We start from the raw sequence: 25,844 nt of genomic DNA on the forward strand, positions 1-25,844 counted from the left end.
GGTACCGGCCATGACGGCGATCAGGCGCCGACCCGTCGTCCCGTGCGCCAGCGGCATCCGTCAGGATCGGAGGTGTGAAAGCGGCCCGGCCCGGGTGACCACGATCCTGCTCGGTCTCGCCTCTGGACTGCTCATCGCGACCATCACCGCGCCCGTCGGGGTCTCCGGCGCGGTGTTTCTTCTTCCTGTCCAGCTCGACGTGCTGCACGTTCCCAGCCCAGCGGTCACACCAACCAACCTGCTGTTCAACGTCATCGCCATACCCGGGCCGCTCGGCCGCTACCACCAGCAGAAACAGCTCGGTGGCCACCTGACCCGCCTGCTGGTCCTCGGCACCCTGCCGGGGGTGGTGCTCGGTGCCGTCGTCCGGGTCCACTTCGCTCCCGGCGCCCGCCTGTTCCGGCTCCTCCTCGCCGCGATGCTCTTAACCCTGGGCGTCTGGCTCTGCGCTCGTACCCTGCGTAGACAGCCGCACCAGACCGTCCCGAGCGTCTCGTCACCACGGCCGCGCACCATCACCGTGCTGGCTCTGATCGTCGGGTTCGTCGGGGGCATCTACGGCATCGGGGGCGGCTCGCTCCTCGGCCCGATCCTGGTCGGACGCGGCATGTCCGTGGCCGTAGTCGCCCCCGCTACCCTCGCCTCGACGTTCCTCACCTCGATCGTCGGCGTCGCGGCCTACGCCGTGCTCGCCCTGACCACCGCCGGGAACATCGCCCCCCATTGGGCACTCGGACTTACCTGCGGACTCGGCGGACTGGCCGGCGGATACCTCGGCGCGCGCCTCCAACCCCACCTGCCCAACACCGCCCTACGCCTCCTCCTCGGCGTCCTGGCCTGCGCACTTGCCGCCGTCTATCTGATCCAGGCCGCTTGATGCGCCCGGCACACGAACACGCCGGTTGAACCGCCCCGCAGCAAACGCGCACCGCTTTCGCTGGAAGCATTCGAGCGAGTGCCGCGCCGCTCACCCGCTCTGCGAACCTGCTCATGAACCTTGCTCGGGCTCGGGCTCGGGCTCTGGTTCGGGCCATCGGGTCAGGCGGCGTGCCTTCCCTGCGGCTGGCCCGGGTCGAGGTCCTCGACCTCGGCGATGAGACGGCCGTCGGCGGCGTCGCGGCGCAGGGCCGCGCCGAGCCGCGCGGCGGACCGCCGGTAGGAGGGATCGTCCAGGACCCGCCGGACGGCGTCAGCGATCTTCGCTGGCTTCGCCGCACGACTGACCGACAGCCCGGCGCCGTGGTGGACCACCCGGGCGGCGTTGTCGGCCTGGTTCTGGAACGTGCTGGACATGGACACCAGGACCAGCGGCGCGTCCCCGGCCGGCGGCTGCCACGGCTCGGCCGCCCACACCGGCTCGTCGAGGACCGGCCCGACGTAGCGGACGTTCGCCGGCAGCCGCGCCGGGAAGTCGAACTCCGCGCTCGTCATCACCAGCTCGCGGCGGGCCCGGTGGGGCTGATTCTGGTAGTGCGCCATCGGTTCCAGGCCGTACGCGGCTCGCAGCGCGTTGAGCCCGGGCAGGGCGGCGCCGTCCCACATCCGCTGAGACATGGCGCCGACGAGCCGGTCGCGCAGCCGGCCGGCCGGTCCCCGGGCGGGTCGCAGCCCGGGGCCGAACGGCGGCAGCCCCGGTGCGGGCAGCGGGTAGATGTTCGGCATCAGGACGTCGAACGGCACTCCGTCGGCCTCCGCGGCCACCATCGCGCCGAAGGCGAAGAACGACGCGAGCACGAGGTCGGGGCGATCCGCGTCGATCGCGTCGGTGACGTCGCGGGCGTAGCCGGGCGCGGGGCGCACGATCAGGTGCCTGATCATCTCCCGCAGCAGTGTGCGCGGGCTCCGCGGCTCCCACTCCCGGTACGGAGCGTGCTCTGGCTGGTTGTCGGGCCGGTTGAGGCCGTTCCGCCAGGGACGGAAGGCCGCGCCGGTCGCGGCGACGGCGGGCACCATCGAGTCCTCGGCCAGGACGGTGACCCGGTGGCCGCGCTCGACGAGCCGTCGCGCGAGGCCGAGCTCCGGAGCTACGGAACCACCACCGTCAGTGTGGGCGAACAGGTACGTGTTGCTCATCGGTGACCTTCCTTCGGTCCTTTGTTCGGGATTCCTTCGCTCGGGATTCGTGCCGGGATTCCTGTCAGGTCAGCTGTCCGGCACGTCACGGATCAGCACGCCGCGTACCAGCGCGGTCATCGTCCGGGTGGTCTCCGGCCGGCTCAGGCGCAGGTCGCGGCGCAGCAACTTCCACGTGTAGACGTCGGTCGCCGCGTGCAGCGCGTTGAGGCCGCGCAGCCGGTCCGCCGGCACGGTGGGCAGGTGGGGTGCGAAGACCTCCTCCAGCCAGGCCCGGTGCGCCGCCCGGGCCTGATCGAGGATGGCCGCCAGGCGCCCGAGCCGTTCGGCGGACATCGCCCAGCGGATGTTGAGGTCACCGGACCGCTCGTACTGCTCGACCAGCACCTCGACGGCGTGCTCCGGATCGCCGTGCCGCACGGAGGTCCGCAGCCCCTCGATCTCCGACCCCAGGAGTTCGATCGCCGCCGAGGCGGCGCCCTCCTTGGACTCGTAGTGGTTGAGGACGGTCTGGTGGGAGACGCCCGCGCCGGTCGCGATGTCCGCCAGGGTGATGTCCTCGTAGGGCTGCGCGAGCAGCAGTCGCAGCGCGGCCCGCGCGATCCGCTCCCTGGTGGCCGCCACCGCATCCGCCCTGGTTCCCATGAGTCGAGCCCTCCCCGGATCGATTCGCTTGAGTGACAGTCAAGCATTTCGCTTGAGCGGCGCTCAAACTTTGTCGGGGGTGTGACAGCGCGCGACARCCGCCCGCGCCCGCGGCGCCGGCGATGCTTCCTGGTGATCGGGCGGGCTCAGCCCAGAGCTGGCTGCTCGCCGCTCTGCTCGGCGCTCTGCTCGGCGTGCTGCCTGCCGTGCTGGTCGGTGAGCTGCTCGGCGTGCTGGTCGAGGTCGCCGCCGAGCGCGTCCGGCGCGCGCATCCGCCAGGCGTCGGTCACGAGCTCCCGCAGGCGGCCGACCGTCACCTCAGCCAGGCGCACCATCACCAGGGGCAGGCCGTTGTAGCCCGGCACGGTGAAGAAGATGTCAGGCTCGCCGAGCAGGAGCGCCTGCTTTTCCGCCTCGTCGCCGACGAACAGCACCGCGGTATCGGTCCGGATCACGCGCGGTTTCCCGGGCGTGCGCTCGGGATAGGACCAGACGAAGCCCCTGCCGGCCACCCGGAAGTCAAAGCCCTCGCTCGCGATCTCCACCACGTGCGGCAGCGCCAGCGCCAACCGGCGCACATCGTCGGCGTCAGCCACCGAGGTCTCCCCGAGAACGCGCCCGCAGCATGCGACGAGGCTATCCTCCGGCAGCCGGGAATGGTTTTCGATAACTTGGTCCGGGTTGTCCGGCTGGTTGCCCGGCTGGTTGTCTGGCCGATTCGGGGGGCGGGGCATGACGGGTTCGTCTGGCGGCGTTCGGCGGCCGCCTTGTCGGCGCTGGGCGGTGTACTGATCCTGGCCTGCTGGCTGCTGACCGTCTTCACACCGGTGCCGGTCCTTGTGCCGGTGGCCGTCGTGACCGGCCTTGCCCTCCTGCAGTACCTGGTGGGGCCGCGGGTCGTGGAGTGGCTGGCCCCGGCCCGCGAGCTGGAGCGTGGCGCCGACGGATATCTCAGCAACGAGCCGGTCGCCGCGATCGTCGCCCGGCAGTGCCGGAACGCCGGCATTCCGCTGGTCCGGCTCGGCATCGTCGAGGACGGCGACCCCAACGCGTTCACCTTCGGCCGGACCAGGCGGGACGCACGTATCTGGATTTCCCGCGGGCTGCTCGACCGGCTCAACGACCGCGAGGTCGAGGCGGTCGTCGCGCACGAAATCGGGCACATCAGGAATCGGGACTTCGCCGTGATGACGGCGCTGTGCGTGGTGCCGACCCTCATGTACTACGCGGCGTCCGGCACGCGCAACGGCGACCAGTCCGGGGACAATGACCCGGTCAGGCTGATCGGGTCCGCCGCCTACCTGCTCTCCGAGCTGGCGCTGCTGAGCTTCTCCCGTGCCCGTGAACTGGGCGCCGACCACGCTTCCTGCGCGATGACCGGGGACGGCGACGCGCTGTGCTCCGCCCTCGTCAAGATTGTGCACGGGATGGGGGAGCGGGATCAGGATCTCGCCGCCCGCGTCCACGTGCTTCGGGAGAACGACGAGAAGGGAGCGGCCCGTCGGCTGGCTCGCCGGGAGAACAGGGTCCGGGCCGTCGGAGCCCTCGGCATCGCCAGCAGCGGCTCGGCGCCGTCCGTCGGCCTGATCGCCCCGGAGCTGCCCCCCGAGCGTCTCGTGCGGGCGTTGCGCTGGGAGGTCACCAGCCCCTGGGCACGCTGGCTGGAGATCCTCTCCACCCACCCCCTCGTCTCGACCCGGATCGCCGCGCTGGAGGCGAGCGGCCTGCCCGGCGCGCCACGGCAGTGGCGGGGAGCCCGGAGCGCGGCGCGCGGGAGCGCCGGCGAGCGGGTCCGGGCCCGCGGGCAGTTCCTGGTGGAGCTGCCCGTGTACTTCGGTGGCTGGATCTGCCTGGGTGCCGCGCTGATCCTCGCCCGCCGCGGGCCCGACCACTACGACCTGGGCTTCCTCGCCGGACTGGTGACGGCCGCCGGTGCGCTGCTGCTGATCCGCGCGGGCCTGCGGGCGCCGCTGGGCACTCCGGAACCGGTCGGACGGCTCATCGAACTGCTCGACCGGCTCGACGCCGGGCCACTCGGCGCGATACCGGTCAGCCTGCGCGGGACGATCGTGGGCCGGGGCGGGTTCGTGACCTCGCCCGACCTCGTCCTCGCGGACGCCAGCGGGACGGTGCCCGTCGTGTACCGCCACCCGGCGCCGGGAGGGCGGATCCTGTTCGCGCTGACCCGGGCCCAGTCCTTCGTCGGAGACGAGGTGGTGGTGACCGGGTGGTATCTGCGCGCGCCCCATCCGTACGTCGAACTGCGCACCGTGACCGGCGCCGAGGCCGGAACCGTCCGGTGCTGGCTTTTCGCCGCACGCTATCTGCTGTCCGCCGCGACAGCGGATGTCTCGACGGACGTCAGCGGGACAGTCCGGTCGCGCGCAGCGGCCGGAAGAACGCGCGGATGTCCGCCACCAGGAGTTGCGGTTCCTCGGCCGCGGCGAAGTGGCCACCACGGCTCATCCGGGTCCAGCGCACGAGGTTCGCCTCGCGCTGCGCGAGGGCGCGTGGCACGTGCGTCAGCTCGTATGGGAACACGGCGATGCCCGTCGGTGACTCCAGGACGGGCCGACGGTCGTGCGAGGGGGTCCACGGCCGCTGGAACGAGTCGGCGTAGAACCGCAGCGAGCCGCTGACGGTGCCGGTGAGCCAGTAGAGGGCGAAGCTCGTGATGAGGTCGTCCTTGGTGAAGCGGCGTTCCACGTCACCGCCGCAGTCGCTCCACGCCTGCCGCCGCTGCACCATCCAGGCGGCCAGGCCGACGGGAGAGTCCTGCAACGCCCAGGCCAGGGTGCGGGGTTCGAACGTGTGCGTCAGGAAGTGCGTGAGGTTGAGTGCCGCGGGGCGCTGCCTGTCGAAGTCGGCGACTTCCTCCGGCGCGAAGTCGTCCCGGCTCACCCCGCCCCGGCTCTTCCGCCCAGACCGCGGTGCGCAGCCGGTCGCCGAGCACCGCCAGCCGGTCCTCCCTGATGTGGATGCGAAAAGGCTCGACCGCCACGTGTTCACCCTCCGGCCACGATTACCAGGTGAGACGGCCTGCGGTCAGCTGACGGTGAGGCCGTTGTCCATGGTGTAGACGGCACCGGTCACCGAACGGGCCTCGCCGGAGGCGAGGAAGGAGAACAGCGTGGCGATCTCCGCCGGTTCGGCCAGGCCGCGCAGGCCAGCCATGCGACGGGAAAGGTCGGGGTCCATGCCGGCCGGGAACGTCATCGCCGACGCGATGTTCGTGTTGGTGCCCGCCGGGGCGATGGCGTTGACGCGCAGCGGCGTCTTGAGGAACTCGACGGCCAGCGCCCGGGTGAGCTGGATGACGCCACCCTTGCTCATGCAGTAGGCGGCGGAGTAGGGGAGCCCCTGGATACCGGCGTTGGAGGCGATGTTCACGATGTTGCCACCCGTCTCCAACAGGTGCGGAATGGCGGCCTGAGCCAGGAAGAAGTAGGCGTCGAGGTTCACGCCCATCACCCGTCGGTACTGCTCCAGAGTCACCTTCGTGGTGTGCTCGGCCAGGTAGATACCGGCGACGTTGCCCAGTACGTCCAGCTGCCCGAACTCGTCGACGCACGCGGCCACCGCCTCGGCGCACGCAGCCGGGTCGCTGACGTCAGCCTGGCGGACCGACACCGTGCCCGCGGTGAGCGCCTTCGTCTCGGCCAGCCGGCCCTCGTCTATGTCGAGGGCCAACACCGAGGCGCCTTCTCTCGCCAGCCGGATGGTGATCGCCCGGCCCATGCCTGATCCGGCGCCGGTGATGAGGGCGACCTTGCCCTCGAACAAATCTGTCACGACTGACATCCCTCGTTTGGTAGATAGCCACAGGGCGCTGGGTCAGGGCAGCGGTCAGGACGACCGTTGATCGACGAAGATGCCGGGCTGGCCGGCGTGGATCTCGATCCACTCGGCGCCCTCGTCACCGGCCCGCCAGGCATAGAGAAGGTCGGGCGTGAAGAAGCCCATGCCGGCCCCCACGTGCCGCCTGCCGAAGATCAGCTCGCCGCGGAGGACGTAGTTCAGCTGATGGGTACCGTGCCGATGGGGCTTGACCTTCTCGCCCGGCGCGGCGGTCTCATGGTAGACGCACAGTTGCGGGGACTGGAGAATCGTCCTGGTAACCAGGTCGCGGCCGAAAAGGTCCAAGTACTGCCGGGTTTCCTCGGAATCCCCCATGATATCAACGTTGGTACGGCCCGGGAGCTCGTTGACGTCGAAGAAGAACTGCCGAGGCCTCTCCTCTTCGCCGTTCCGGTCGGCGTCACCGTCCATCAGAACGCTCCTTCCGGTTCGATTCGTGACCATCAATGGTTATCTGACGGTCAGACTGGCGTAGCTGCTTCGGTAGTAGAGGAGCGGAGCGGCACTCTTGTCGTCGACCGCGAGATCGCAGACCTTCCCGACGACGATGGTGTGGTCGCCGGCCTCGTGGAGAGTCTCGATGCGGCAGTCGATCCACGACGCGACGCCGGGCAGGATCGGGGCGCCGGACGGCGCGGGCCGCCAGTGGACGCCGCGGAAGCGATCCTCACCCCGCACGGTGAACCGGCGTGACAGTTCCTCCTGGCCGTCGGCGAGGACGTTCACGCAGAACCGGCCCGCGGCCCGGATCGACGGCCACGTGGTGGAGGTGTGCGCCACGCAGAACAGCACGAGCGGAGGAGCGAGCGACACCGAGCTGAACGAGTTGGCTGTGAGACCCACGGGACCGCCCGCCGGGTGCGACGCGGTGACAATCACGATTCCCGTCGCGAACGTTCCAAGCGCGTTCCGGAAGGCGTTCGTGTGGTCGTCGGTGTGGTTCGGGGGCCGTGTGCCGCTCATGTCCCCGGCCCCGCCTTCCGCAGGACGGGTTCCAGGCGGTCGGCCATGACCGCGTGGCCGTCGTCTCCGGGGTGGACGCCGTCGGCCAGGAGTGACTCGTCCAGCAGGGTCTCGCCGTGAACGAGGGTGAGTGACGGGTCGCCGCCGTCGATGCGTGCCTGGACGAGGGACGCCATCGCGACCCGTAGATCGTCGAGCGTGGCGCCGACGCGGTTGGGGGTGGTCTCGGCGTCCGGGCGGCGGATCGGCGTGGTGACCACGACCGGCGTGTCCGGGTGCCCCTGCCGCACCACGGTGAGGAAGACGTCCAGCCCGGCGCGCAGCAGTTCGGCGGTGTGCGGGATCGTCGACCAGCAGTTGGTGCCGTAGCTGATGCTGATCAGTGCCGCCGGGACGCTCGCCAGGTGTTCGGCGGAGGGGATCTCGCCGCGGGCGGCGCCGGCGTAGCCGAGGTTGCAGACGTCGAGGCCCAGCCGGCGGCCCAGCCGCGCGGGCCAGGACGAGCCCGCCGAGCTGGCGACCCAGCCCTCGACGATGGAGTCACCGTAGGCGAGCCAACGTGGACGGGGCGGTCCCGGTTCGAGGGAACCGCCGACCGGGGTGAGTGAGAGCACGGTCGGGCGCATGCGTTCGGGCAGGTACACGGTCGTCGTCCGCGTGCCGGCGTTCAGGGGCAGCTCCACGGTGCCCTCGCCGTGGACGGCCGGGGCGGTCGCCAGCAGTGAGTCGCCCACCCACATCTCGAAGGTCTGGCCGACACCGACACCGACGCCGGGGCCGGGGCCGCGTGGGTCGCGGGCGTCGCACTCGGTGCGATACGCGACGACCACCGCCTCGGCGTCGCCCTGTAACTCGAGCCGGACTCCGACCGGAATGGAGGCCGCCTGCCAGGTTCCGCCCGGCAGGCGCGGCGCGTCCGCGGTAACCGCGCGCGGGTAGGGGATCTCCGGCGTACCAGCGAACGGGCTACCCCGGAGAAATATAAGTGGATCAAGCAACGGCATCACGACCTCGCATTCACCGTTGCGCGGCCCGGATGCCTGACGCTTCGAGACCGCCGCATTGTTCCGTATCTGGAACAACCATCTTGCGTTCAGGAACGTAACGACCTGGGAGTGGGGGTGTCAACCGGCTGGGTTAGGGCTGGAGTTCGGGTCGAGCTGTCTGGCTGCGACCCCGTTGACATCGACGGAGCGGCACTTATGGTGGTCACTGTACCAACCACGCCGTTTGCTATAACAAACGAGGCCGCCGTGAAACTGGATCTGCTGTACGAGGTGGACGTCCCGAAGCCGTGGTCGAAGCCCCATCCCCACGGGCAGCGCGAGGCCGAGCAGGCCGCCTACCGCGAGGCCATCGCCCAGATCCGCCTTGCCGACGAGATGGGTTTCCACACCTCCTGGCACGTGGAGCACCACTTCCGCGAGGGGCGGTCCCACTGCTCGGCGCCCGAGGTCCTCATCGGGGCGCTCTCGCAGGTCACCGAACGGATCCGGCTCGGCTTCGGGGTGACACTGCTGCCGCCCGCGTTCACGTCACCCGTGCGCGTTGCCGAGAAGGTCGCCACGGCCGACGTCCTGAGTAATGGGCGCGTCGAATGGGGGACGGGCCGCTCGACCCCCATGGAACAGACCGCTTTCGGTGTCGACATCCCGCAGAGCAAGGATCAGGTACGTGAGGCGATCCAGGCCATTGTCGAGGCCTGGGAATCCGAATACTTCTCGTTCGAGGGAAAACACTGGCGATTCCCCGCGGCGGGCAACGTCCCCGTCCGCATGGTCACCCCCAAGCCGGTGCAGGATCCGCACCCACCCTGCTGGATGGCGGCGTCGAGCACGGGCAGCGCCCAGGCCGCCGGCGCCATGGGCCTCGGCCTGCTCTCACTGTCGATCATGCGGCCGCTGGAGCAGATGGCGGAGACCATCCAGATCTACCGGCGGGCCGCCGCCGCAGCACAGCCGATCACCCGCGTGGTCAACAACCGCGTGGCGGCCTACACGCTGGTCCACTGCGCGGACACGATGGCCCAGGCCGAGGCGAACGGGATCTGGGACGCCACCTGGTGGTGGTACAGGAACCTGGCCGAGTTCACGCTGGAGTGGGAGTTCCCGCACGCCTCCGAGCAGGAGCGGGAGAAGATGTTCCCGATCCTCGAGCAGCGGCGGAACGCGCCGCCGGATCCGAGGCAGTTCAGCGACGCCGACATGATCATCGTCGGTGATCCCGACGAGTGCCTGCGCAAGATGCTCCGCTACGCCGAGCTCGGGGTCGACCGGCTGCTCTGCTACGTGCAGTTCGGCCGGCTGTCCCACGAGGCCGTGATGCGCACCATCGAGCTCCTCGGCACCCACGTCATCCCCGAGCTCGAACGTCGCGAGGTCCAGGTCTCGACCTCGGTGACCGCCACCTGATCCCGACGATCCCGATCGCAGGCAGAGACATCGGCAGCGGCAGCGGCGGAGGCAGGAACGATGACACGGTTGGATGAATCGGCGATCCCCGACTACCCCGGGCTGCTGCGCCTCGACGGACGGGTGGCGATGGTCGTGGGAGCCGGCCAGGGCAACGGCCGGCACACCGCCCACGCGCTGGCGTCGGTGGGAGCCAGGGTCGCGTGCGTCGACGTGGATCCCGATCTCGCCCGCGAGATAGCGGCCGAGGTGGGTGGCTTACCCTGCGTCGCCGACGCGCGCCGGCGCGACGACGTCGAGCGTGTCGTCGCGGAGACCCTCGCGGCCTACGGGCGCCTCGACGCCGTCGTCGACATCGTCGGCATGGCCCTGTGGTCGACGCTGCTGGAGGTGACGGACGAGGACTGGGACGCGACCTTCGGGCTGGTGCTGCGGCACGCCCACCTCATCACGCAGATCGTGGGCCGGCAGATGGTGGCCGCCGGCGGCGGGGTGATGGTGTTCACCGCCTCGGTCAGCGGCCTGACCAGCGCGCCCAACCACGCCGCCTACGGAGCGGCCAAGGCCGGCCTGCTGTCCCTCGTGCGCACGGCGGCCGTCGAGCTCGGCCCGTCGAACATCCGGGTCAACGCCGTCGCACCCGGTTCCATCCGGACGCCGCGCCTCATGCGCGCACTACAGGCACGGGGGGACGTCCCCCCGCCGCCGGCGGTGGAACCGCTGGGCCGTTCGGGCGAGCCGCGCGACATCGCCGGCGCGGCCCTGTTCCTGTGCTCCGACCTCTCCCGGCACGTGACCGGCCAGACCCTCGTGGTCGACGGCGGAGCCACCGCCCGCTTCGCCTACATGGGCTCCGGACTGTCGTCGACGGTGCTGCCCTCGACTGCGCCGCCCTCGACGGCCACGCCGTCATGACCCGGGACGGGGCGGCCCTCGAGGAGGACGGACGCGCGGAGCCGGTCAGGGCGCTGGGCCGCGCGTTCGATCTCACCGGCCGGGTGGCGATCGTGACCGGGGCGGGCCACGGCATCGGTCAGGGCGTAGCCCGGGTGCTGGCGGCGGCCGGCGCCGTGGTGGTGTGCGCGGACGTCGACGCCGGGGCCGCGGGGGCGACGAGCGAGGAGATCGCCGCCGCCGGCGGGTCGGCGGCGCCGGCCGCCGTCGACGTGTCGCGCCGAGACCAGGTCCACGACCTGGTGCGCGCGACGGCGTCGGAACACGGACGGGTCGACGTGATGTGCAACAACGCCGGGATCATCATCGACGTCCCGGTGCTCGATCTGTCCGAGGAACAGCTCGACCGGGTGCTGGCCGTCAACCTCAAGGGCGTGCTGTTCGGGTGCCAGGCGGCCGGGGCCGTGATGCGGAGCCAGCGGGCGGGCAGCATCATCAACATGGCGTCGGGTGCGTTCGACACCGCCCCCGCCCGCCTGGTGGCCTACTCGATCTCGAAGGCGGGGGTGGTCCAGATCACTCGTACGCTGGCGAAGGAGCTGGGTCCGGACGGGGTCCGGGTGAACGCCATCGCGCCGGGTCTGGTCGAGACCGACATCACTCGCCGCCACTACACCGCCGAGGACGGGACCGTCGATGAGGACAAGCGCGAAAGATTCCTGGGACGGAGCCGGGATCTGGCGCCGCTGCGGCGCATCGGGACGACGGAGGACGTCGGCCACGCCGCGCTGTACCTGGCGTCCGAAGCCGCCCGGTTCGTCACGGGCCAGGTCCTGCGGCCCAACGGCGGCGTGTCGATGCCATGACGTGACCGCGCGGCGCAGGCCCGCCTGATGCCGCGGCCCGCCCCGGGGGTCGAGCGGACCGTCGCGCTCATCACCTTCCTGAGCCAGCATCCCGGCCGGCCTTTCGGCCTGTCGGAGCTGGCCCGGCGGCTGGAGATGAACAAGGCGACCGCCCACGCGATGCTCGCCACCCTCAGCGACGCCGGCTGGCTGCTGCGCGACCCGGAGGACAAGACCTACCGCCTCGGGCCCGCCCTGGTGGCCGTCGGCGACGCGGCCGCCGGATCCGGGCGTCAGGCCCTCGAGCTCGCGCGACCGCACATGCGCCGGCTCAGCGACGAGCTCGGTGTCCAGGCGGTGGCGAGCTCCGTCATGGGCGAGGACATCCTCGTCCTCGCTGTCGAAGGGCACGCCGCGACGCCCGTCGGGTTCGGATCAAGGCCCGGTAACCGGGTTCCGCTGTCGCCGCCGCTCGGGACGGTCTTCATCGCCTGGTCCGACACCGAGACCGTCGAGCGGTGGCTGCGCCGGCTGAGCCCCCGTCCCGACGACCATCGGCTCGCCATCTACCGCGACGCCATCAAGACGATCCGGCTCCGCGGGTACACGGTCGCACTCGACGACGACCGGCACCACAGCCTGGCCCGGGCGCTGAGAACCTTCGCCGCGGGCGACGGCGACGCCGAGGTCCGCGCCGCGGTCGAACGCGTCATCCAGGCCCGGGGCGTCGACGACGACTACCTGCTCGTCGACCTCGGCGGCATCGAGTCCTACCAGCTCAGCCTGATCGGGGCGCCGGTCTTCGACGGCGCCGGCCGGGTGTGCCTGGCGGTCACCCTCGCGGGCTTCCCGCACCGCCTGAGCCCACAGCAGGTCGTCCCCTACGGCCGGCGGCTGACCGCGGCCACCACGGCGATCACCCGGGAGATCGGTGGGCGCCCACCCAACCAGGCGGGGAGCTGACCCTGGGCCCGGCGCCGCCCCCGCTCCGTTACCGCCGGCGCGGGAACAACGTGCCTTGATGGTCAGCCCGCGGCCGGGTACCAATGCCGGGGCAGGGGGCCGGACACCCATGCCGCGACAGGGAGAGACGATGGGCTTCTACGACGATCAGGTGCTTCCCCGGTTCATCGACCTTGCCCTGGGCAGGCCCGTGGAGACCACCCGGGCGCGGGTGGTCTCCGGGCTGACCGGCGAGGTCCTGGAGATCGGGTTCGGCTCCGGGCGCAACCTGCCCCATCTCCCGCCGCAGGTCACCCGCCTGCTCGCCGTGGAACCCGCGGTGGTCGGTCGCAGGCTGGCCGCCGGTCGCCTCGCCGCCACCGCCGTCCCGGTCGAGTTCGTCGGTGACGACGGCCAGCGGCTCCCCGTCCCGGACACGTCGGTCGACCACGTACTGGTCACCTGGACGCTGTGCACCATCCCGGACGTCGAACGCGCGCTCGGTGAGGTGCACAGGGTGCTGCGCCCCGGCGGGACGCTGCACTTCGTCGAACACGGCCGTTCGCCGAGACCCGGTGTCGCCCGGTGGCAGGACCGCCTCACTCCCCTCTGGGGGCGGTGCTTCGGCGGTTGCCATCTGAACCGGCCGGTCGACAGACTGATCGAGAACGCCGGGCTCACTCTCGACACCATCGAGACCTACCGGATGGGCGGGCCCGAGTTCTTCGGCTTCGCCTACGAGGGCATCGCGTCCAAGGCGGACTGACAGCGGTGGTCGGCGCGGTCCCGGGCAGCGCCCGGTAGGGCCGCCGACACCGGATCAGTCGAAGACGATCACCTGACGGCCAACGACGTCACCGCGGGCGAGTGCTCCCAGGTTATCGTTGATGTCCTCGAACTTGACCGTGGTGACGGTGTGTCTGATCTGCCCCGCCGCGGCAAGGGAAAGGACTTCGGTGAGGTCGTTGTAGTTTCCCCAGAACGATCCGAAGTAGGAGAGTTCGGTGCCCACGATCACGTTAAGTGGTACCTCTACCTTGGTACCCATGAGTCCCACCGAGGCAACTGCTCCCTCGGCCGCGAGAATCCCGAAGTCGAGCGCGATCGACGCGGGGGCGCCGGCGCAGTCCAGGATCGCGTCGACCGTCCGCCGTCCGGTGAGCCTCTCCAGGTCGTCCTGTACCTGACTGGAGCTCAGGTCACGGGTGTTCACGGTGTGATCGGCACCGTTGCGCCGGGCGAGCTCCAGCTTCTCGTCGGTGCGGGAGAACGCAACCACGGTGGCTCCACCGCCGAGCAGCTTTGCGTACTGCACGGCGTAGCTGCCGAGTCCGCCGATGCCGGCGACCACCACGGTGCGCCCCGGTCCGAGTTTTCCAGCCGCCCGCAGTTTCTTCACCCCGCGGTAGGGAGTCAGCCCGGCATCGGTCAACGGCGCGAGATTCTCCGCCTTCTGGTCGCCGCCCGGCACCCGGACCAGGTGCCGATGGGGAACCACCACGTATTCTGCGAAGCCACCGGGCGGGCCGAATCCGATCCATCCACCGGTCCCGGTGCACAGTTGTTCATTGCCCGCATGGCACTGGCGGCACGTTCCGYCTCCCCACCCCGGGTTGACCACCACCAGGTCGCCTTCGGACAGGCCCGCCGAACGCGCTACGGCAGAGCCGATTCYGGCCACGCGGCCCGCGACCTCGTGCCCGGGTACGGCCGGGAACTCCATCGGTGCGGCCGGCTGGAAGTAGCCCTCGAGCAACTGGTGGTCGCTGCGGCAGATCCCGGCCGCCGCCACCTTTATCAGGACCTCGCCCGCCCCAGGAGCAGGCACCGGAATCTCCTCGAGCCGCAGCGGCTCATGGTACCCGTGCATTCGGGCCGCTTTCATCAGCACAGCGATCTCCTTCGCTCCACCGGAACATGCGTTGTTCTACCCCGAGTTGCCAGTTCCAAGCGTGCGCGCGTTCCAGGCAAATTACGCGCTTTCGAGGAAGTTTTTCACTCGATCAACCGTCAGAACTAGCTACGTTTATCTATTTGCCCAGGTCGGGGCATAGTTGCTGATCGTGATGGTTGCGGAGAGGGTCGAATCTCGGCGAATGATCTGTCGCCCGTTTCGTGGGCGTCATCCTGGCAGTGGATGCAGGGAGATACGGGCTGTGGTATCAGACAGCATGTCCGAGTGGGACGAGACTCTCTACGCGGGTAGCGCCGAGTTCTACGCCACCGGGCGCCTGCCCTATCCGCTGGCGCTTCCCGGGGTTCTGCGCGCCGAGGACCTGCCAGGCGGGCTTGGAGCCTTCCGGGTCGTCAGCTTCGCCCAGTCCTTCCACTGGCTTGACCGCCCCAGGGTCGCTGCCGCCGTCCGCCGGATGCTGGTACCGGACGGCGGCATGTGCGTGTTCGTCCACGCCACCACGCACACGAAGGCGTGCCCGAGACGAGGCGCTGCCGCATCCCCGGCCGCCCCGCGAGGCGATCGCCTCGCTCGTCCGCGACTACCTCGGCCCGCTCCGGCGGGCGGGGCGAGGTGTGCTGCCCCAGGGCACCCTTTCAGGAGAGGGCGACATCTTTCGGGCGGCCGGGTTCCAGGAGAACCCACTCGGCTGGACGTGGCCGGCGGGCTCGTCGTCGAACGCAGCGCCGACGAGGCGGTCGCCTCGGTGTTCTCGCTGTCCAGCGCGGCCCCCCACCTGTTCGGTGACCGGCGGGGGGCGTTCGAGCGCGACCTGCGCGGACTTCTGCGGGAGACCTCGGCGACCGGCCGGTCCTCCGAGCGCACCCGTGACATCAGGCTCGAACTCCGGCGACCGTCACCATCGTCTCGCGCGCGCCCCGGCGGGAGCGTCCACCCACGTCAGCCGGTCGTGCCGTCGGCGCAGAGGCGTGGGCGGGCGACCTGGAACCCGGTGCCCGTGGGGTTGACCTGGACGAAGGCGTAGCAGTTGAGCGCCCCGGTACGATTCGTGGCCAGGTCGACGGGTTCGATCAGGCCGCCTGCGTCGTAGTCGGACACTGACCGCAGCGCGTTGATGAATCCGTCGCGGGTGGGGCAGTCACCGGCGAGGTCGAGTCCGCGCACGAACATGTCGGCGTAGATGTACGCGTTCATCGCGAACTGCTGGTCTGGCTGCGTGGCTTCCGGCGCGTAGCGGACCATCGCGGCGCGGTACCGGTTGATGGCCGCGCCGCCCGCCTCGAAGGGGCGGAAGTACGCGGGGATCGAGACGCCCGCGAGTGCCGGGCCCAGGGTGGGCAGCAGGCCCTGGTCGTACCCGGTGAACGAGACGGTGGTGGCGAGGTTCAGGTTCGCCGTACGTACGGCGCCCATGATCTCGGCGAGATCCTCGGTGGTCGTGAAGCCAACCAGCGCATTGACGCCGGAGGCCGCCAGCTGCTGGGCCACGTGGGCCGGGCTGTCAACGCTGTGCGCGTAGGAGATGGTGTCGGTCACGGTGAGCCCGACCGACTCGAAGGCGCTCTTGTACATCTTGATGACATCCAAAGTGGACGCCGACGACCCCGTGATCACGACGCCGACCTTGCTGCCGCCGCTGTCCCGGAGGTAGCGGCCGATCGTGACCGGCGAGGCCTGGTACATGGTGGAGAACATGTTCTGGTACTCGGCCCAGGTCGGCAGACCGAACCCGACGACGGGAACATTCTGCTTCGCCAGGTCCGCCGGTGCGCTGCCGAAGGCGGTGGTGATCGTCACGAGGCCGAAAGTACTGTCGCCGCGGAGGAGCTCCTGGACGACGCGGGCGTTCTGGGAGGGGTCRTTCGCGTCGTCGCGCCACTGGTAGACGATCTTCCGGCCGTGTACCCCGCCCTCCTCGTTGGCCAGGCCGAACCGGGCGTCCGCGCCGGCTCGGGCCGAGGCGAACGCGGCACTGCCCACGCCCGAATCGGAGTACACCAGGCCGAGGTTCACCTCACCGGGGGTGACGCCAGGACTGTCGCACGCCGCGGCGCTTGCCGCCCCCGGTGCCGAGGAGCAACTCGTGACTGCCGCAACGAGAACCGCGGCAGCCACACCAAGTAACCGTGTCGTTCTACCTAAGCGCACCCGTACCTCCACGATGGATAGCCGCGGACGGTGGAGGGCGCCGGTGCGGTGCACCAGCTTCTCTCCTGCCGTCGGTGAGGTCATTTCTCTAGCTCATTTAGACGATGTTGCAGCTCAGGATGGTAGCGACCGGCCCCGCTCGGCGTTCCGAGGGGCGGGCCGGGCTCGCCTTCGAGGCAGGAGCGGAGGCGCGAGGGCGATTGGCCCGGCCGCGTGATTTCCGCGCCGACTCGTCGGCGGGACTCTCTCCGCAGCGGACTTCGTCAACAGTAGTGACCGCTAACCCTTGGGCGATTTGGTCACATAGGAAGACTTTGTCCGGGAAGCGTCATCTCTCGGCGTCAGTCGGCTGAGGGTGTCCGGCGTACGGTCGAGAGCTGGTCGGGGACGGCAAGCCTGCCGAGGGGCCGCACAGGGGCGGGATGTGCTCGACCACCTGACCGCTCTCGCGCTGATCGCACGGTGGTCACTCCTCATCCCGGACCGTCACTCCGGTAAGTCGTTCGATAATCACTATCCGTACATCGCGCATGTCGGCTCCGTTCCAGACCCGACCAGCCCGTGACGGCGCGAGCGGTGCGACTCCGACGCCGCTGGGCGTATTCGTGCTGCGGGGAGCCGACTGAGCGGTCGGTCAGCCGGTGCTTGGATGCGGCTCCAAGAAGGTCCAGGTCGCGCTTTTTGCTGTGCAAGAAATTCGGCGCGGAATAATTCAGCGGCCGGCTCTCGCTCTCTCGCCAGGTCGCGGTTGGTAGGCAATTCCATCTCTCCGGCGAGGAAGAAGGCGGTGGCGAAAAAGTCCCCACGGCCCCCCTTGTTCACAGCGCTCGTCCTGGGGCCGCGCTGGCCGTCACACCGTCAGGAACCGCATATGCGTCAACCACTATCACGGTGCGTAGCCCCGGTGTCACGGCTGGGTCGGGCTCGGTCAATTCGGAGAGCGTGAGCAACGCGAACTGCCGGACCGGTGGTGACACCGACGACGTGGTCTCCGGTGTTGGGATCAACCAGACTGTCGGTACCGGAACAGCGCAGAGCAATCTGCACGCCAAGGGAATCGTCCCTTTGACGGAACTGCTGAGTACGTCGCCCCCGGTTACTCGGCCGGGGTCGTCGACACCGATGCGACGCAGGCGCGAGCCATCGGCGGCACAGGTGGGTCGGGCGGCGGCCTCGATGCCGCATTCGGTTCCACGCCGTATGCCATGTGCCTGGACCCCGGTGACACGATCACGGGCACCCAGGTAGCCGGATCGTCAGCTGGTGAGTCGGTCAGCGAGGTCACGCGGTCCGCGCGCGGCGGCGAGGGCCAGCCTGAACGTGACCGGGACCGAGCTGGGCCGCTGACTGTTCGATCGTGGCAGCGTGGCGCAGGTCCGTGGGACAGGCCTCGCTCCTGCGGGTACCAGGCTGGGATGAGTACTTCGACCTTGGTGAGGACGAGTGCGGCCACGGCGGCCGCCGCCGGCGTCGGCACGGTCGGAACCAGGCCCGACTCGGCCTGGTACCTGTCGCTGGACAAACCCGGGTGGCAGCCGCCCCGGGCGGCGTTTCCCGCGGTCTGGACACCGATCTACGCGTTGATCGCCTTCGCCGGCGCGCGGGCGCTCGACGGCAGCACCAACGACGACCAGCGGAAGCGGTTCCGGCGCTCGTTCGGGATCAACCTTGCCCTGAACGCCGCCTGGACGCCGCTGTTCTTTCAGGCCCGACGCCCGCGCCTCGCGCTCGCGGAGATCCTCGCGCTGGACGCGGCCAACGCGACCCTCGTGGCCAGGGCCTGGCGGGCCGATCGGCTGGCCGGGGCGGCGCTGTTGCCCTACCTCGCCTGGACCGGCTTCGCCACCGCGCTGAACGCCGCGATCGTCGCCCGCAACCCCGGCCACTGACAGAGCGGACACTCTCTCGGGCCGGGGCCCGTCGGTGAAAATCCGGGTTACGTGTCGGTCCACCGCCGTCCCTGACTCGGGACGTCAGCGGCGGGCCGCGCGGTCCCGGGCCTGGGCGGCGAGGTCGCGGGCTACCACCGCGAAGTCGAGGCTGGCGGCGTGCAGGGCCATTGGCCAGGTGCTCGTGTCGGTCATGCCCGGGGCCACGTTCACTTCGAGGAACTGGGCTGTGCCGTTCGTGTCCACGATCATGTCTGTGCGGGAGAGGTCGCGTAGGCCCAGCGTCCGGTGCGCGGTGACCGCGGTTTCCGCGGCGGCGCGCAGCGCCGCGGCGTCGAGACGGGCCGGTATGTGGAAGGTGGTCGCGCCGGCGGTGTACCGGGCGGCGTAGTCGTACACCCCGCCTGCCGGCTCGACCTCGACGGCGGGCAGGGCGATCGGGCCGTCACCGGTGTCGATGACGCCGACCGCGATCTCGACCCCGGTCACGGCGCGTTCGATCAGTGCCCAGTCGTGGTAGCCGAAGCAGGCCATCAGGGCTTCGGCGAGCTGCCCGGCGTCGTCGACGCGCCCGACACCGAGCGCGGAGCCCCCGGCGCGTGGCTTCACGATCACGGGCAGGCCCAGCCTGCCCGCGATCCGGTCGATGAGTGCGGCGGCGCCGAGGTCGTGGAACACCTCGCGGGGCAACGTCACGGCCTCCGGCGTCGCGACGCCCGCGGCCGCGACCGTGGCCTTCGCCGTCGCCTTGTCGAACGCGGCCCGGCATGCCGTGGGCACGGCGCCGACGTAGGGCAGGCCGTACAGGTCCAGGACTTCGCGGATGGTGCCGTCCTCACCCGAGATTCCGTGCAGGACGGGGAAGACGACCGCGGGCGGGTCGGCGGCGAGCGCGGGAAGAGTCCCGGCGTCGACGTCCCGCAGCTCGACGTCGACGTCGATCCGGGCCAGCGCGTCCCGCAGCCTGCCCCCGGAGCGCAGGGACACCTCACGTTCGGGTGACAGGCCACCGGCGAGGACGAGCACATGGCCAAGATCGGTCATCGTCGTGTCCTTCACTCGTCCGTGGTGCTGCCATGGCGGGGTACGAAGGTCTGCCGGAGGTCGATCTCGGCGCGGAGCACCTTGGCGAGGCGCTGGACGCCGTCACGGATGCGCTCCGGCGGCGGGTAGCAGTACGACAGCCGCATGGCGTTGCGGCCCGACCCGTCGGCGTAGAAGCCGGTGCCGGGAACGTAGGCGACCCGGGCGGCGATCGCCCGGGGCAGCATCGCCTTGGTGTCGACCCCGCCCGGGACGGTCAGCCACACGAAGAACCCGCCATCCGGCCGGGTCCAGGTCGTGCCCGGGGGCATCGTCTCGGCGAGGGTGTCGAGCATGACGTCACGGCGTTCCCGGTACATCTCCCGGAACTCCTTGAGCTGCTCCGGCCACGGCTGGGTCGCCAGATACCGCTCCACCGCGAGCTGCGTGAGCATGGAATGCGACAGGATCGCGGACTCCGCGGCCAGGACGAGCCGGGCCGTCACCGGCGGCGGCGCCAGCGCCCACCCGACCCGCATCCCCGGCGCCAGCGTCTTCGAGAACGATCCCAGGTAGACGACGTCGTCGGGGGCGTCCGCGCGCATCGCCCGCACCGGCTCGCCGGTGAACGACAGCAGCCCGTACGGGTTGTCCTCCACCACGAGCACCCCCGCCCGCCGGCACGCCTCCAGGATCTCGGCCCGCCGTGGCTGGGTCAGGGTGATCCCGCCCGGGTTCTGGAATGTCGGCACCGTGTAGAGCAACTTCACCCGGGCGCCTTCGGCCGCGAGCCGGCCCAGGGTCTCGCGCAGCGCGTCGGGGGAGAGGCCGTCGCCGTCCATCGCCACGTGCACGACCCGCGCCTGGTAGGCGGCGAACGTGTTGATGGCCGTGACGTAGGTGGGCCCCTCGGTGAGGACGACGTCACCGGGATCGATGAACACCCGGGTGAGCAGGTCGAGCGCCTGCTGGGAACCGACTGTCACGATCACGCTGTCCGGGTGGGCGTCGGTGATGCCCTCCATGGCCATCACGTCGCAGATCCGCGCGCGCAGCCCCGGATCGCCCTGGGCGGAGCCGTACTGCAACGCCACCGCGCCGCGCTTCGTCACCAGATCCGACATGGTCGACGCGACCGCCTCCAACGGCAGCGCGTCCACAGCCGGCATCCCCCCGGCCAGAGACACGATCTCCGGACGGCTCGCGACCGCGAACAGGGCCCGTACCTCGGACGCCAGCATCCCCGATGCGCGGGCAGCGTACGCCCCCCACCAGCGATCCGTCGGCGCGGTGCCGCTTACCGGTTGCTGCTCGTCCACCCGTCCACCCCATTGTCGACGTCGACGAGTGACCCTACCCGCGTGCTCTGGGGCCGGACGCCCGGTGCCACGACCGGCAGCCGCCCCGGACCGGAAGCTCGCTGAGCGCCCGAGCGCGGAAGTGCTCGGAAGCTACCTACTTCAGAGCCCACTTCTGAGCCGTGCGAGCGGCGGAGCTGATCTACCCCGAGTGTGGGCCGCAAGTCCGCGTGAAACAAAAAGCGCCCGTCCGCCGGGGAAGAGGACGGGCGCTTTCTTACCGCGAGAGGGTGTTACCTGACATCCACCACGGGGCTACCAGGGTGGCAGCGCTCGGGCAGCGGCTCGGACCCGCACCCCGTCAGAATCCGAAGAATCTGCGGGTCGTGGTCGCTGGCCTGGTCGGAGAACTCGGCGTTGATGTGCACCACACCGTACGAGTAGCCCTTGATGGTCGGGCTGATCAGGATGTGGTCCAGCGTCTGCGAGTTGCCGTCGAAAACGTAGCTGTACCGCTCGTTCGCGGGCAGCTCGCTGATCAGCGTCTTCAGTAGTGCACCATTGTCGGTCAGCGTCGCCAGGGTCGGGCTGAACTGGTAGTCGTTGATGTCACCCAGCACGACCACGCGAGCGGTGTTGCCGCTCTTGGCAGCCAGGTYGGCGACGAAGTTGCGCACCTCCGTCGCCTGGCCGATGCGCTGGACCTCGGAGGTCCGGTTCGGCGRCTGCACCGCGGCGGTGAGGGGGTAGTCACCGCCCTTGCTGTTGAAGTGGTTGGCGATGACGAACAGCTGCTTGTTGCCGTCGTACAGGAACTCGCCGACCAGGGGCTTGCGGCTGGCGTTCCAGACGGAGCTGGTCGGGTTGATGCGGCCGGGGGAGGCCGACAGCATGATCTGGTTGCTGGTCGGGCGCGCCTTGAGCACGGTCACGGCCGTGTTGGCGTCGCCGCCGGGACGGTCGACGAAGGTCGTCCAGGCCGGGTTGAACAGGAACACCTGGCGGATGTTGCCTCCGGGGGCGCCACCGGCGGTGCCGTTGTTGTCCTGGATCTCCTCCAGGGCGAGGATGTCGGGCTTGCCGAGGTTCACGACGACGGCCTGGGCCAGACGCGCGTACTTGGCGTCGGAGTCGGCGGCGGTGAGGTTCTCGACGTTGTAGGTGACGACGGACAGGTCGCCGGCCTTCTTCGGCGGGGTGACCGTCTGCGGCTTGAGGCCGCCCTCGGTGATGGCGCCGAGAGTGGTGGCCTGGATGACGTACCCACCGAACGACTGGTAGTCGACGACGCCGACCGAGCCGCCCGCGAGGGTGGAGCCGACGTTGGCGGCGGGGGCGCCGTTGAGGGCCTGGAGCATCAGCCGGCCGCTGTTGGGGTCGTCGTAGGAGACGTACGCCGAACCGCCACGCGGGGTCGGGTTCTGGGCCGGCTTCAGGGTGACCCAGAGCTCGCCGAACTCGGTGTCGACCGGGCTGATGAGGTGGGTGTCCTGGGCGACGGTGACCCGCATGCCCTCGTGGACCTCCAGCCAGTCGAGCACGTACGCACCCGGCTCAAGAGGCTGGGCCTCGAGGTTGCCCGTCTTGGTGAACGCATCGGCGAAGCTGACGGGGGCCGGCGCGGGGAGCGCGTTGCTGCTGGTCAGCTTGATGGTGTTGATCGTGCCGCCGAGTTCGGTCAGCGTCTGCGAACCGGTGGCGCGCCCCCGCACGAACCCAACGCCTCGACCGGAACGACACCCATCCAAGGTCACTCGCCGTCGAACACGACGGGCGGGAATCTTGCTTAACGCGGCGAACGGCGAGGCCAGACCGCATCCACCGTTGATCGGGCACTGCCGGGCAAAACGCCAGAACTTTTATTTGCGGGGTTCACGGATCAGTCGAACAGCGGCACGTGTGGGAACGCTGTGCATGACCCTGCTGGATCGTTGTTGGCCGGGGTTGTCTGGCGTCACTGGCTGGTGCGTCTCCCTGCGCACGAGCGGATGCGGAAACGCGCATCCCGGTGGACTGACGGTCACCGGTGGGAGGGTCCGGCATCCCGCGACCACCACGTACTGGCGCTGAGGCCGGTGTGACCCTGCGCACTGCTGGTTGATGATGAATTGAAGACTTCTTCAAGTTGTTATGCTTCCGCGGACAGGTGGGCGCCGCACCCGTGCGGCCGTCCCAGGTACGCCAAACCCGAAAAGGATCTCCCGGAAACGATGATGTCGGTGCCGCTCTACCAGGCCAAGGCGGAGTTCTTCCGCATGCTCGGCCACCCGGTGCGGATCCGGGTACTGGAGCTCCTCCAGCTCGGGCCCACGCCCGTCCGGGACCTGCTCGCGGCCATTGACGTCGAGCCCTCGAACCTGTCCCAGCAGCTCGCCGTACTGCGCCGCGCAGGCATCGTCACCGCCACCCGCGACAGCACGACGGTCGTCTACGCCCTTGCCGGAACCGACGTCGCGGACCTGATGCGTACCGCGCGGCGCATTCTCACCGATCTCCTCCTCGGCCAGGAGGAACTCCTGGCCGAACTGCGCGACGCGGACGCGAGGTCCGAGTGAACGCCGCCGGCGAAGCGCCGTCGGGCCCGCCGTCGCGGCGGCCGTTCGCGCGGAACGCGACGGCGGCCCTGTGGGAACGGCTCCGGGCGGTACTGCCCGACTCGGCCACCGTTCGCTCGGTCCGCCGGGCTCCCGCCAGGGACCTGCTGGCCGGGGTGACGGTCGCCGTCGTCGCGTTGCCACTGGCACTCGGCTTCGGGATCTCCTCGGGAATGGGAACCGAGGCCGGGCTGGCGACCGCGATCATCGCCGGCGTGCTCGCCGCGGTCTTCGGTGGTTCGGACTTCCAGGTCTCCGGGCCGACCGGGGCGATGACCGTCGTGCTGGTACCGGTCGTACACGCCCGCGGAGTTGACGGCGTGCTGATGGCGGGACTCATGGCAGGGGTGATCCTGGTCGGGTTGGGGCTCGGGCGGGTCGGCGGCCTGGCGCGCCTCGTGCCGATGCCGGTGGTCGTCGGGTTCACCGTCGGAATCGCAGCCGTGATCGCCCTGCAGCAGGTCCCGGCGGCCCTCGGGGTGCCGACACCCGAGGGTGAGAAGGTGGTGACGGTGGCTGCCCGCGCCCTCGCCCGCTTCGCTGACGAACCGCGCTGGACGTCGGTGGCGGTAAGCGCCGCGGTCGCCGTCGTGGTGCTGCTGGGTGCGCGGCTGCGGCCCTCGGTGCCGATGTCCCTGCCGGCCGTTGCCCTCGCCACGGTCGCCGTCGAACTGATCAACGTCGACGGTGTCGTCCGGGTCGGGGCATTGCCATCGGGTCTGCAGGCGCCGTCGTGGGGATTCCTCGACCCGGGAATGGTCCCGGAGTTGCTGCCGGCCGCCGCCGCCATCGCCGCACTCGCCGGCCTGGAATCGCTACTGTCGGCGACGGTCGCCGACGAGATGCGCGCATCGTCGGACCCGGGCCGGGGCTCGAACGGGGCCGGCGGCTGGCGGCGCCACGACCCCGACCGTGAACTGTTCGGCCAGGGCGTCGCCAACCTCGCCGTGCCGCTGTTCGGTGGAATGCCGGCGACAGCGGCGATCGCCAGGACGGCGGTCAACGTGCGTTCGGGTGCGGCCTCCCGGCTGTCCGCCGTCATCCACGCCGTCGTGATCGCCGCCGTGGTGGCCGCGGCGGCGGGACTGGTCAGGTACATCCCCCTGGCCGCACTCGCCGGTGTCCTGGTGGCGACCGCGATCCGCATGGTGGAGACCGACGCTGTCCGGGCCCTGGCCCGCGCCGGACGTGGTGAACTGGCCGTGATGGTACTGACGGGTGCGGTGACACTGGTGGTCGACCTCGTCGTGGCCGTTGCCGTGGGGCTGGCCCTCGCCGGGGCGCTGGCGCTTCGCCAGGTCGCCGGCACCGCGCGGGTGGAACACCTTCCGTTCGACGACGACAGTCGTCCCCAAGGACCCGGCTCCGGTCCCGGGACCGGCCCCGCTCCGGTCACCGTGCTCCGGATCGACGGGCCGCTGTCGTTCACCGCCGCCCACCGTCTGCTGCCCACGCTGGAACACGTTCACGACGACTCGGTGGTCCTCATCCGGATGTCACGGGTCAGCGCCGTCGACGCGACCGGAGCCGCCGCGCTGTCCGTCGCCCTCACCGACCTCGAAGCACGCGGAGTCGTGCCCCTGCTGTCCGGGGTCCGCCCTGAACACCACCAGACACTCGGCGCCTATGGCATCACAGCAGAGTCCGGTGACCGGCGACGGATGTTTCCCGACGCCCCCTCCGCGCTGGCATACGCCCGAGCACTCATCCCCGCCCAGCCCCATGGCCCTTCGTGAACGAGGATGCGTCTGGTCGTCTGTTGTTGGGGCGGGGACAGCCGGTGTTCGCGGCGGCTGCTGCGGTGGTCATGAGCTKGGGATGCTCGTCACCCGACGTCCACGCCCGGGAGTTGGCGGCGAAGGGTCTTCAGGTCCCGTTTCGACAGCATCGCGTCCTGGACGCCCAGGCGGCACAGCCGTTCAAGACGCCGGGCGAAGGCGAAACCAGCCAGGGTGAGGGTTGCTTCTTCGAGGTAGAGGTGGTCGAGCTCCTCCAGTGCGACGAGTTGCTGCACCCCGGCGTCGCTGAAATGGTTGCCGAAACTCTGCCACCAGGCCAGGTGCCGCAACATGGCCAGGTGCGGCAGCGCCTCGTCGGTCAGATCGGTCCAGGCCAGCGTCAGCCTGCGCAGGCCCGGGGCCAGGTGAGCGAGCGCGGCCAGCGACCCGGGCTGAACCGCGTACGTGATCGACAGCCCGGTGATGCTGTCGGAGGGCAGCTGATCGAGAAAGCGCACGTCGACCGGAGACCAGCTGACCGAGGCCGATTCGACGGTTCTGCCGCCGTGGCCATCCAGCTCCGCGGCGGGGTGGATCTCCAGGGCCACCTCCCCGCCGTCCGGTACTT

The 25,844-nt window shown here is 70.3% G+C and carries 23 protein-coding genes; 10 read left to right on the forward strand and 13 right to left on the reverse strand.

Features of this window, described 5'->3' with window-relative positions:
* The first annotated feature begins 94 nt into the window (after positions 1–94).
* On the forward strand, positions 95–877 hold the full coding sequence (locus BBK14_RS13010; RefSeq protein ID WP_071062327.1) for a sulfite exporter TauE/SafE family protein: 783 nt from the start codon (positions 95–97) through the stop codon (positions 875–877).
* A gap of 161 nt (positions 878–1,038) precedes the next feature.
* Here BBK14_RS13010 and BBK14_RS13015 read toward each other — a convergent pair whose 3' ends face one another.
* The 3 genes from BBK14_RS13015 to BBK14_RS13025 all read right to left on the reverse strand — a co-directional run bounded on the left by BBK14_RS13015 (position 1,039) and on the right by BBK14_RS13025 (position 3,314).
* Entirely contained in the window at positions 1,039–2,073 is a 1,035-nt protein-coding gene (locus tag BBK14_RS13015) for a glycosyltransferase (protein ID WP_071062329.1), read from the reverse strand.
* 69 nt (positions 2,074–2,142) lie between these two features.
* Positions 2,143–2,718 carry a TetR/AcrR family transcriptional regulator gene (locus BBK14_RS13020; protein WP_083390903.1) on the reverse strand — a complete coding sequence of 192 codons (576 nt, stop codon included), beginning with the start codon at positions 2,716–2,718 and terminating at the stop codon, positions 2,143–2,145.
* A gap of 146 nt (positions 2,719–2,864) precedes the next feature.
* Entirely contained in the window at positions 2,865–3,314 is a 450-nt protein-coding gene (locus tag BBK14_RS13025; protein WP_241831448.1) for an MmcQ/YjbR family DNA-binding protein, read from the reverse strand.
* Between the two features lie 75 nt (positions 3,315–3,389).
* Between BBK14_RS13025 and BBK14_RS13030 the strand changes: the two genes are divergently transcribed.
* Entirely contained in the window at positions 3,390–5,357 is a 1,968-nt protein-coding gene (locus BBK14_RS13030; RefSeq protein ID WP_241831449.1) for a zinc metalloprotease HtpX, read from the forward strand.
* A gap of 406 nt (positions 5,358–5,763) precedes the next feature.
* On the opposite strand, the gene BBK14_RS13035 is transcribed toward BBK14_RS13030, so the two are convergent.
* From BBK14_RS13035 to BBK14_RS13050, 4 genes are read right to left on the reverse strand one after another with little or no spacing between them, the layout of a single operon-like run.
* Entirely contained in the window at positions 5,764–6,510 is a 747-nt protein-coding gene (locus tag BBK14_RS13035) for an SDR family NAD(P)-dependent oxidoreductase (RefSeq protein WP_071062362.1), read from the reverse strand.
* A gap of 54 nt (positions 6,511–6,564) precedes the next feature.
* The gene (locus tag BBK14_RS13040) at positions 6,565–6,987 is read right to left on the reverse strand and encodes a cupin domain-containing protein (protein WP_071062331.1); all 423 of its coding nucleotides are present in this window, start codon (positions 6,985–6,987) and stop codon (positions 6,565–6,567) included.
* A 39-nt stretch (positions 6,988–7,026) separates the two neighbouring features.
* Positions 7,027–7,539, reverse strand: coding sequence for a flavin reductase family protein (locus tag BBK14_RS13045; RefSeq protein WP_071062332.1), 513 nt, complete (start codon positions 7,537–7,539; stop codon positions 7,027–7,029).
* Complete coding sequence (locus tag BBK14_RS13050; protein ID WP_071062364.1) at positions 7,536–8,543, reverse strand: SGNH/GDSL hydrolase family protein; 1,008 nt, start codon at positions 8,541–8,543, stop codon at positions 7,536–7,538. The genes BBK14_RS13045 and BBK14_RS13050 overlap by 4 nt, the downstream gene beginning before the upstream one ends.
* Before the next feature lie 249 nt (positions 8,544–8,792).
* Here BBK14_RS13050 and BBK14_RS13055 point away from each other — a divergent pair, with 249 nt between their 5' ends.
* From BBK14_RS13055 to BBK14_RS13075, 5 genes are all read left to right on the forward strand, one after another.
* A complete protein-coding gene (locus tag BBK14_RS13055) occupies positions 8,793–9,950 on the forward strand; it encodes an LLM class flavin-dependent oxidoreductase (protein ID WP_241831450.1) in 1,158 nt (385 codons plus the stop codon).
* A gap of 60 nt (positions 9,951–10,010) precedes the next feature.
* Positions 10,011–10,865, forward strand: a complete 855-nt coding sequence (locus tag BBK14_RS13060; RefSeq protein ID WP_071062336.1) for an SDR family NAD(P)-dependent oxidoreductase — start codon at positions 10,011–10,013, stop codon at positions 10,863–10,865.
* Positions 10,862–11,710 carry an SDR family NAD(P)-dependent oxidoreductase gene (locus tag BBK14_RS13065; protein WP_083390905.1) on the forward strand — a complete coding sequence of 283 codons (849 nt, stop codon included), beginning with the start codon at positions 10,862–10,864 and terminating at the stop codon, positions 11,708–11,710. The genes BBK14_RS13060 and BBK14_RS13065 overlap by 4 nt, the downstream gene beginning before the upstream one ends.
* Positions 11,711–11,737: 27 nt before the next feature.
* Positions 11,738–12,652, forward strand: a complete 915-nt coding sequence (locus tag BBK14_RS13070; protein ID WP_071062338.1) for an IclR family transcriptional regulator — start codon at positions 11,738–11,740, stop codon at positions 12,650–12,652.
* 130 nt (positions 12,653–12,782) lie between these two features.
* Positions 12,783–13,397 (forward strand): class I SAM-dependent methyltransferase, encoded by a 615-nt coding sequence (locus BBK14_RS13075; RefSeq protein WP_071062340.1) that lies wholly within the window; start codon positions 12,783–12,785, stop codon positions 13,395–13,397.
* A gap of 54 nt (positions 13,398–13,451) precedes the next feature.
* Here BBK14_RS13075 and BBK14_RS13080 read toward each other — a convergent pair whose 3' ends face one another.
* Both BBK14_RS13080 and BBK14_RS13090 read right to left on the reverse strand, forming a co-directional pair.
* Complete coding sequence (locus tag BBK14_RS13080) at positions 13,452–14,516, reverse strand: NAD(P)-dependent alcohol dehydrogenase (RefSeq protein ID WP_071062368.1); 1,065 nt, start codon at positions 14,514–14,516, stop codon at positions 13,452–13,454.
* Between the two features lie 969 nt (positions 14,517–15,485).
* Positions 15,486–16,661 (reverse strand): ABC transporter substrate-binding protein, encoded by a 1,176-nt coding sequence (locus BBK14_RS13090; RefSeq protein ID WP_241831452.1) that lies wholly within the window; start codon positions 16,659–16,661, stop codon positions 15,486–15,488.
* Between the two features lie 1,466 nt (positions 16,662–18,127).
* On the opposite strand from BBK14_RS13090, the gene BBK14_RS13095 reads away from it, so the two are divergent.
* A complete protein-coding gene (locus BBK14_RS13095; protein ID WP_241831453.1) occupies positions 18,128–18,583 on the forward strand; it encodes a TspO/MBR family protein in 456 nt (151 codons plus the stop codon).
* An 84-nt stretch (positions 18,584–18,667) separates the two neighbouring features.
* Here the strand turns inward: BBK14_RS13095 and BBK14_RS13100 are convergent, their stop codons facing one another.
* From BBK14_RS13100 to BBK14_RS13110, 3 genes are all read right to left on the reverse strand, one after another.
* Positions 18,668–19,627 (reverse strand): D-alanine--D-alanine ligase family protein, encoded by a 960-nt coding sequence (locus tag BBK14_RS13100; RefSeq protein ID WP_071062372.1) that lies wholly within the window; start codon positions 19,625–19,627, stop codon positions 18,668–18,670.
* Between the two features lie 11 nt (positions 19,628–19,638).
* Positions 19,639–20,847 (reverse strand): aminotransferase-like domain-containing protein, encoded by a 1,209-nt coding sequence (locus tag BBK14_RS13105; RefSeq protein ID WP_071062346.1) that lies wholly within the window; start codon positions 20,845–20,847, stop codon positions 19,639–19,641.
* A gap of 350 nt (positions 20,848–21,197) precedes the next feature.
* Complete coding sequence (locus BBK14_RS13110) at positions 21,198–22,616, reverse strand: endonuclease/exonuclease/phosphatase family protein (RefSeq protein WP_241831454.1); 1,419 nt, start codon at positions 22,614–22,616, stop codon at positions 21,198–21,200.
* Positions 22,617–23,117: 501 nt separating this feature from the next.
* Here BBK14_RS13110 and BBK14_RS13115 point away from each other — a divergent pair.
* Both BBK14_RS13115 and BBK14_RS13120 read left to right on the forward strand, forming a co-directional pair.
* Positions 23,118–23,459 carry an ArsR/SmtB family transcription factor gene (locus BBK14_RS13115; RefSeq protein ID WP_071062374.1) on the forward strand — a complete coding sequence of 114 codons (342 nt, stop codon included), beginning with the start codon at positions 23,118–23,120 and terminating at the stop codon, positions 23,457–23,459.
* The gene (locus tag BBK14_RS13120; protein WP_083390908.1) at positions 23,456–25,234 is read left to right on the forward strand and encodes a SulP family inorganic anion transporter; all 1,779 of its coding nucleotides are present in this window, start codon (positions 23,456–23,458) and stop codon (positions 25,232–25,234) included. Before BBK14_RS13115 ends, BBK14_RS13120 begins: the two co-directional genes overlap by 4 nt.
* Before the next feature lie 89 nt (positions 25,235–25,323).
* Here BBK14_RS13120 and BBK14_RS13125 read toward each other — a convergent pair.
* A partial coding sequence (locus BBK14_RS13125) for a hypothetical protein (RefSeq protein WP_206744662.1) occupies positions 25,324–25,844 on the reverse strand: 521 nt, incomplete at its 5' end.

The sequence above is a fragment of the Parafrankia soli genome (assembly GCF_001854695.1).
GTDB classification, from domain to species: Bacteria; Actinomycetota; Actinomycetes; order Frankiales; family Frankiaceae; genus Parafrankia; species Parafrankia soli.

Coding starts and splice junctions, on each gene's coding strand:
- BBK14_RS13050 (WP_071062364.1), bottom strand. CDS start 8,543: ATGCCGTTGCTTGATCCACTTATATTTCTCCGGGGTAGCCCGTTCGCT.
- BBK14_RS13105 (WP_071062346.1), bottom strand. CDS start 20,847: ATGCTGGCGTCCGAGGTACGGGCCCTGTTCGCGGTCGCGAGCCGTCCG.
- BBK14_RS13020 (WP_083390903.1), bottom strand. CDS start 2,718: ATGGGAACCAGGGCGGATGCGGTGGCGGCCACCAGGGAGCGGATCGCG.
- BBK14_RS13040 (WP_071062331.1), bottom strand. CDS start 6,987: ATGGACGGTGACGCCGACCGGAACGGCGAAGAGGAGAGGCCTCGGCAG.
- BBK14_RS13065 (WP_083390905.1), top strand. CDS start 10,862: ATGACCCGGGACGGGGCGGCCCTCGAGGAGGACGGACGCGCGGAGCCG.
- BBK14_RS13070 (WP_071062338.1), top strand. CDS start 11,738: ATGCCGCGGCCCGCCCCGGGGGTCGAGCGGACCGTCGCGCTCATCACC.
- BBK14_RS13015 (WP_071062329.1), bottom strand. CDS start 2,073: ATGAGCAACACGTACCTGTTCGCCCACACTGACGGTGGTGGTTCCGTA.
- BBK14_RS13115 (WP_071062374.1), top strand. CDS start 23,118: ATGTCGGTGCCGCTCTACCAGGCCAAGGCGGAGTTCTTCCGCATGCTC.
- BBK14_RS13075 (WP_071062340.1), top strand. CDS start 12,783: ATGGGCTTCTACGACGATCAGGTGCTTCCCCGGTTCATCGACCTTGCC.
- BBK14_RS13100 (WP_071062372.1), bottom strand. CDS start 19,627: ATGACCGATCTTGGCCATGTGCTCGTCCTCGCCGGTGGCCTGTCACCC.
- BBK14_RS13060 (WP_071062336.1), top strand. CDS start 10,011: ATGACACGGTTGGATGAATCGGCGATCCCCGACTACCCCGGGCTGCTG.
- BBK14_RS13045 (WP_071062332.1), bottom strand. CDS start 7,539: ATGAGCGGCACACGGCCCCCGAACCACACCGACGACCACACGAACGCC.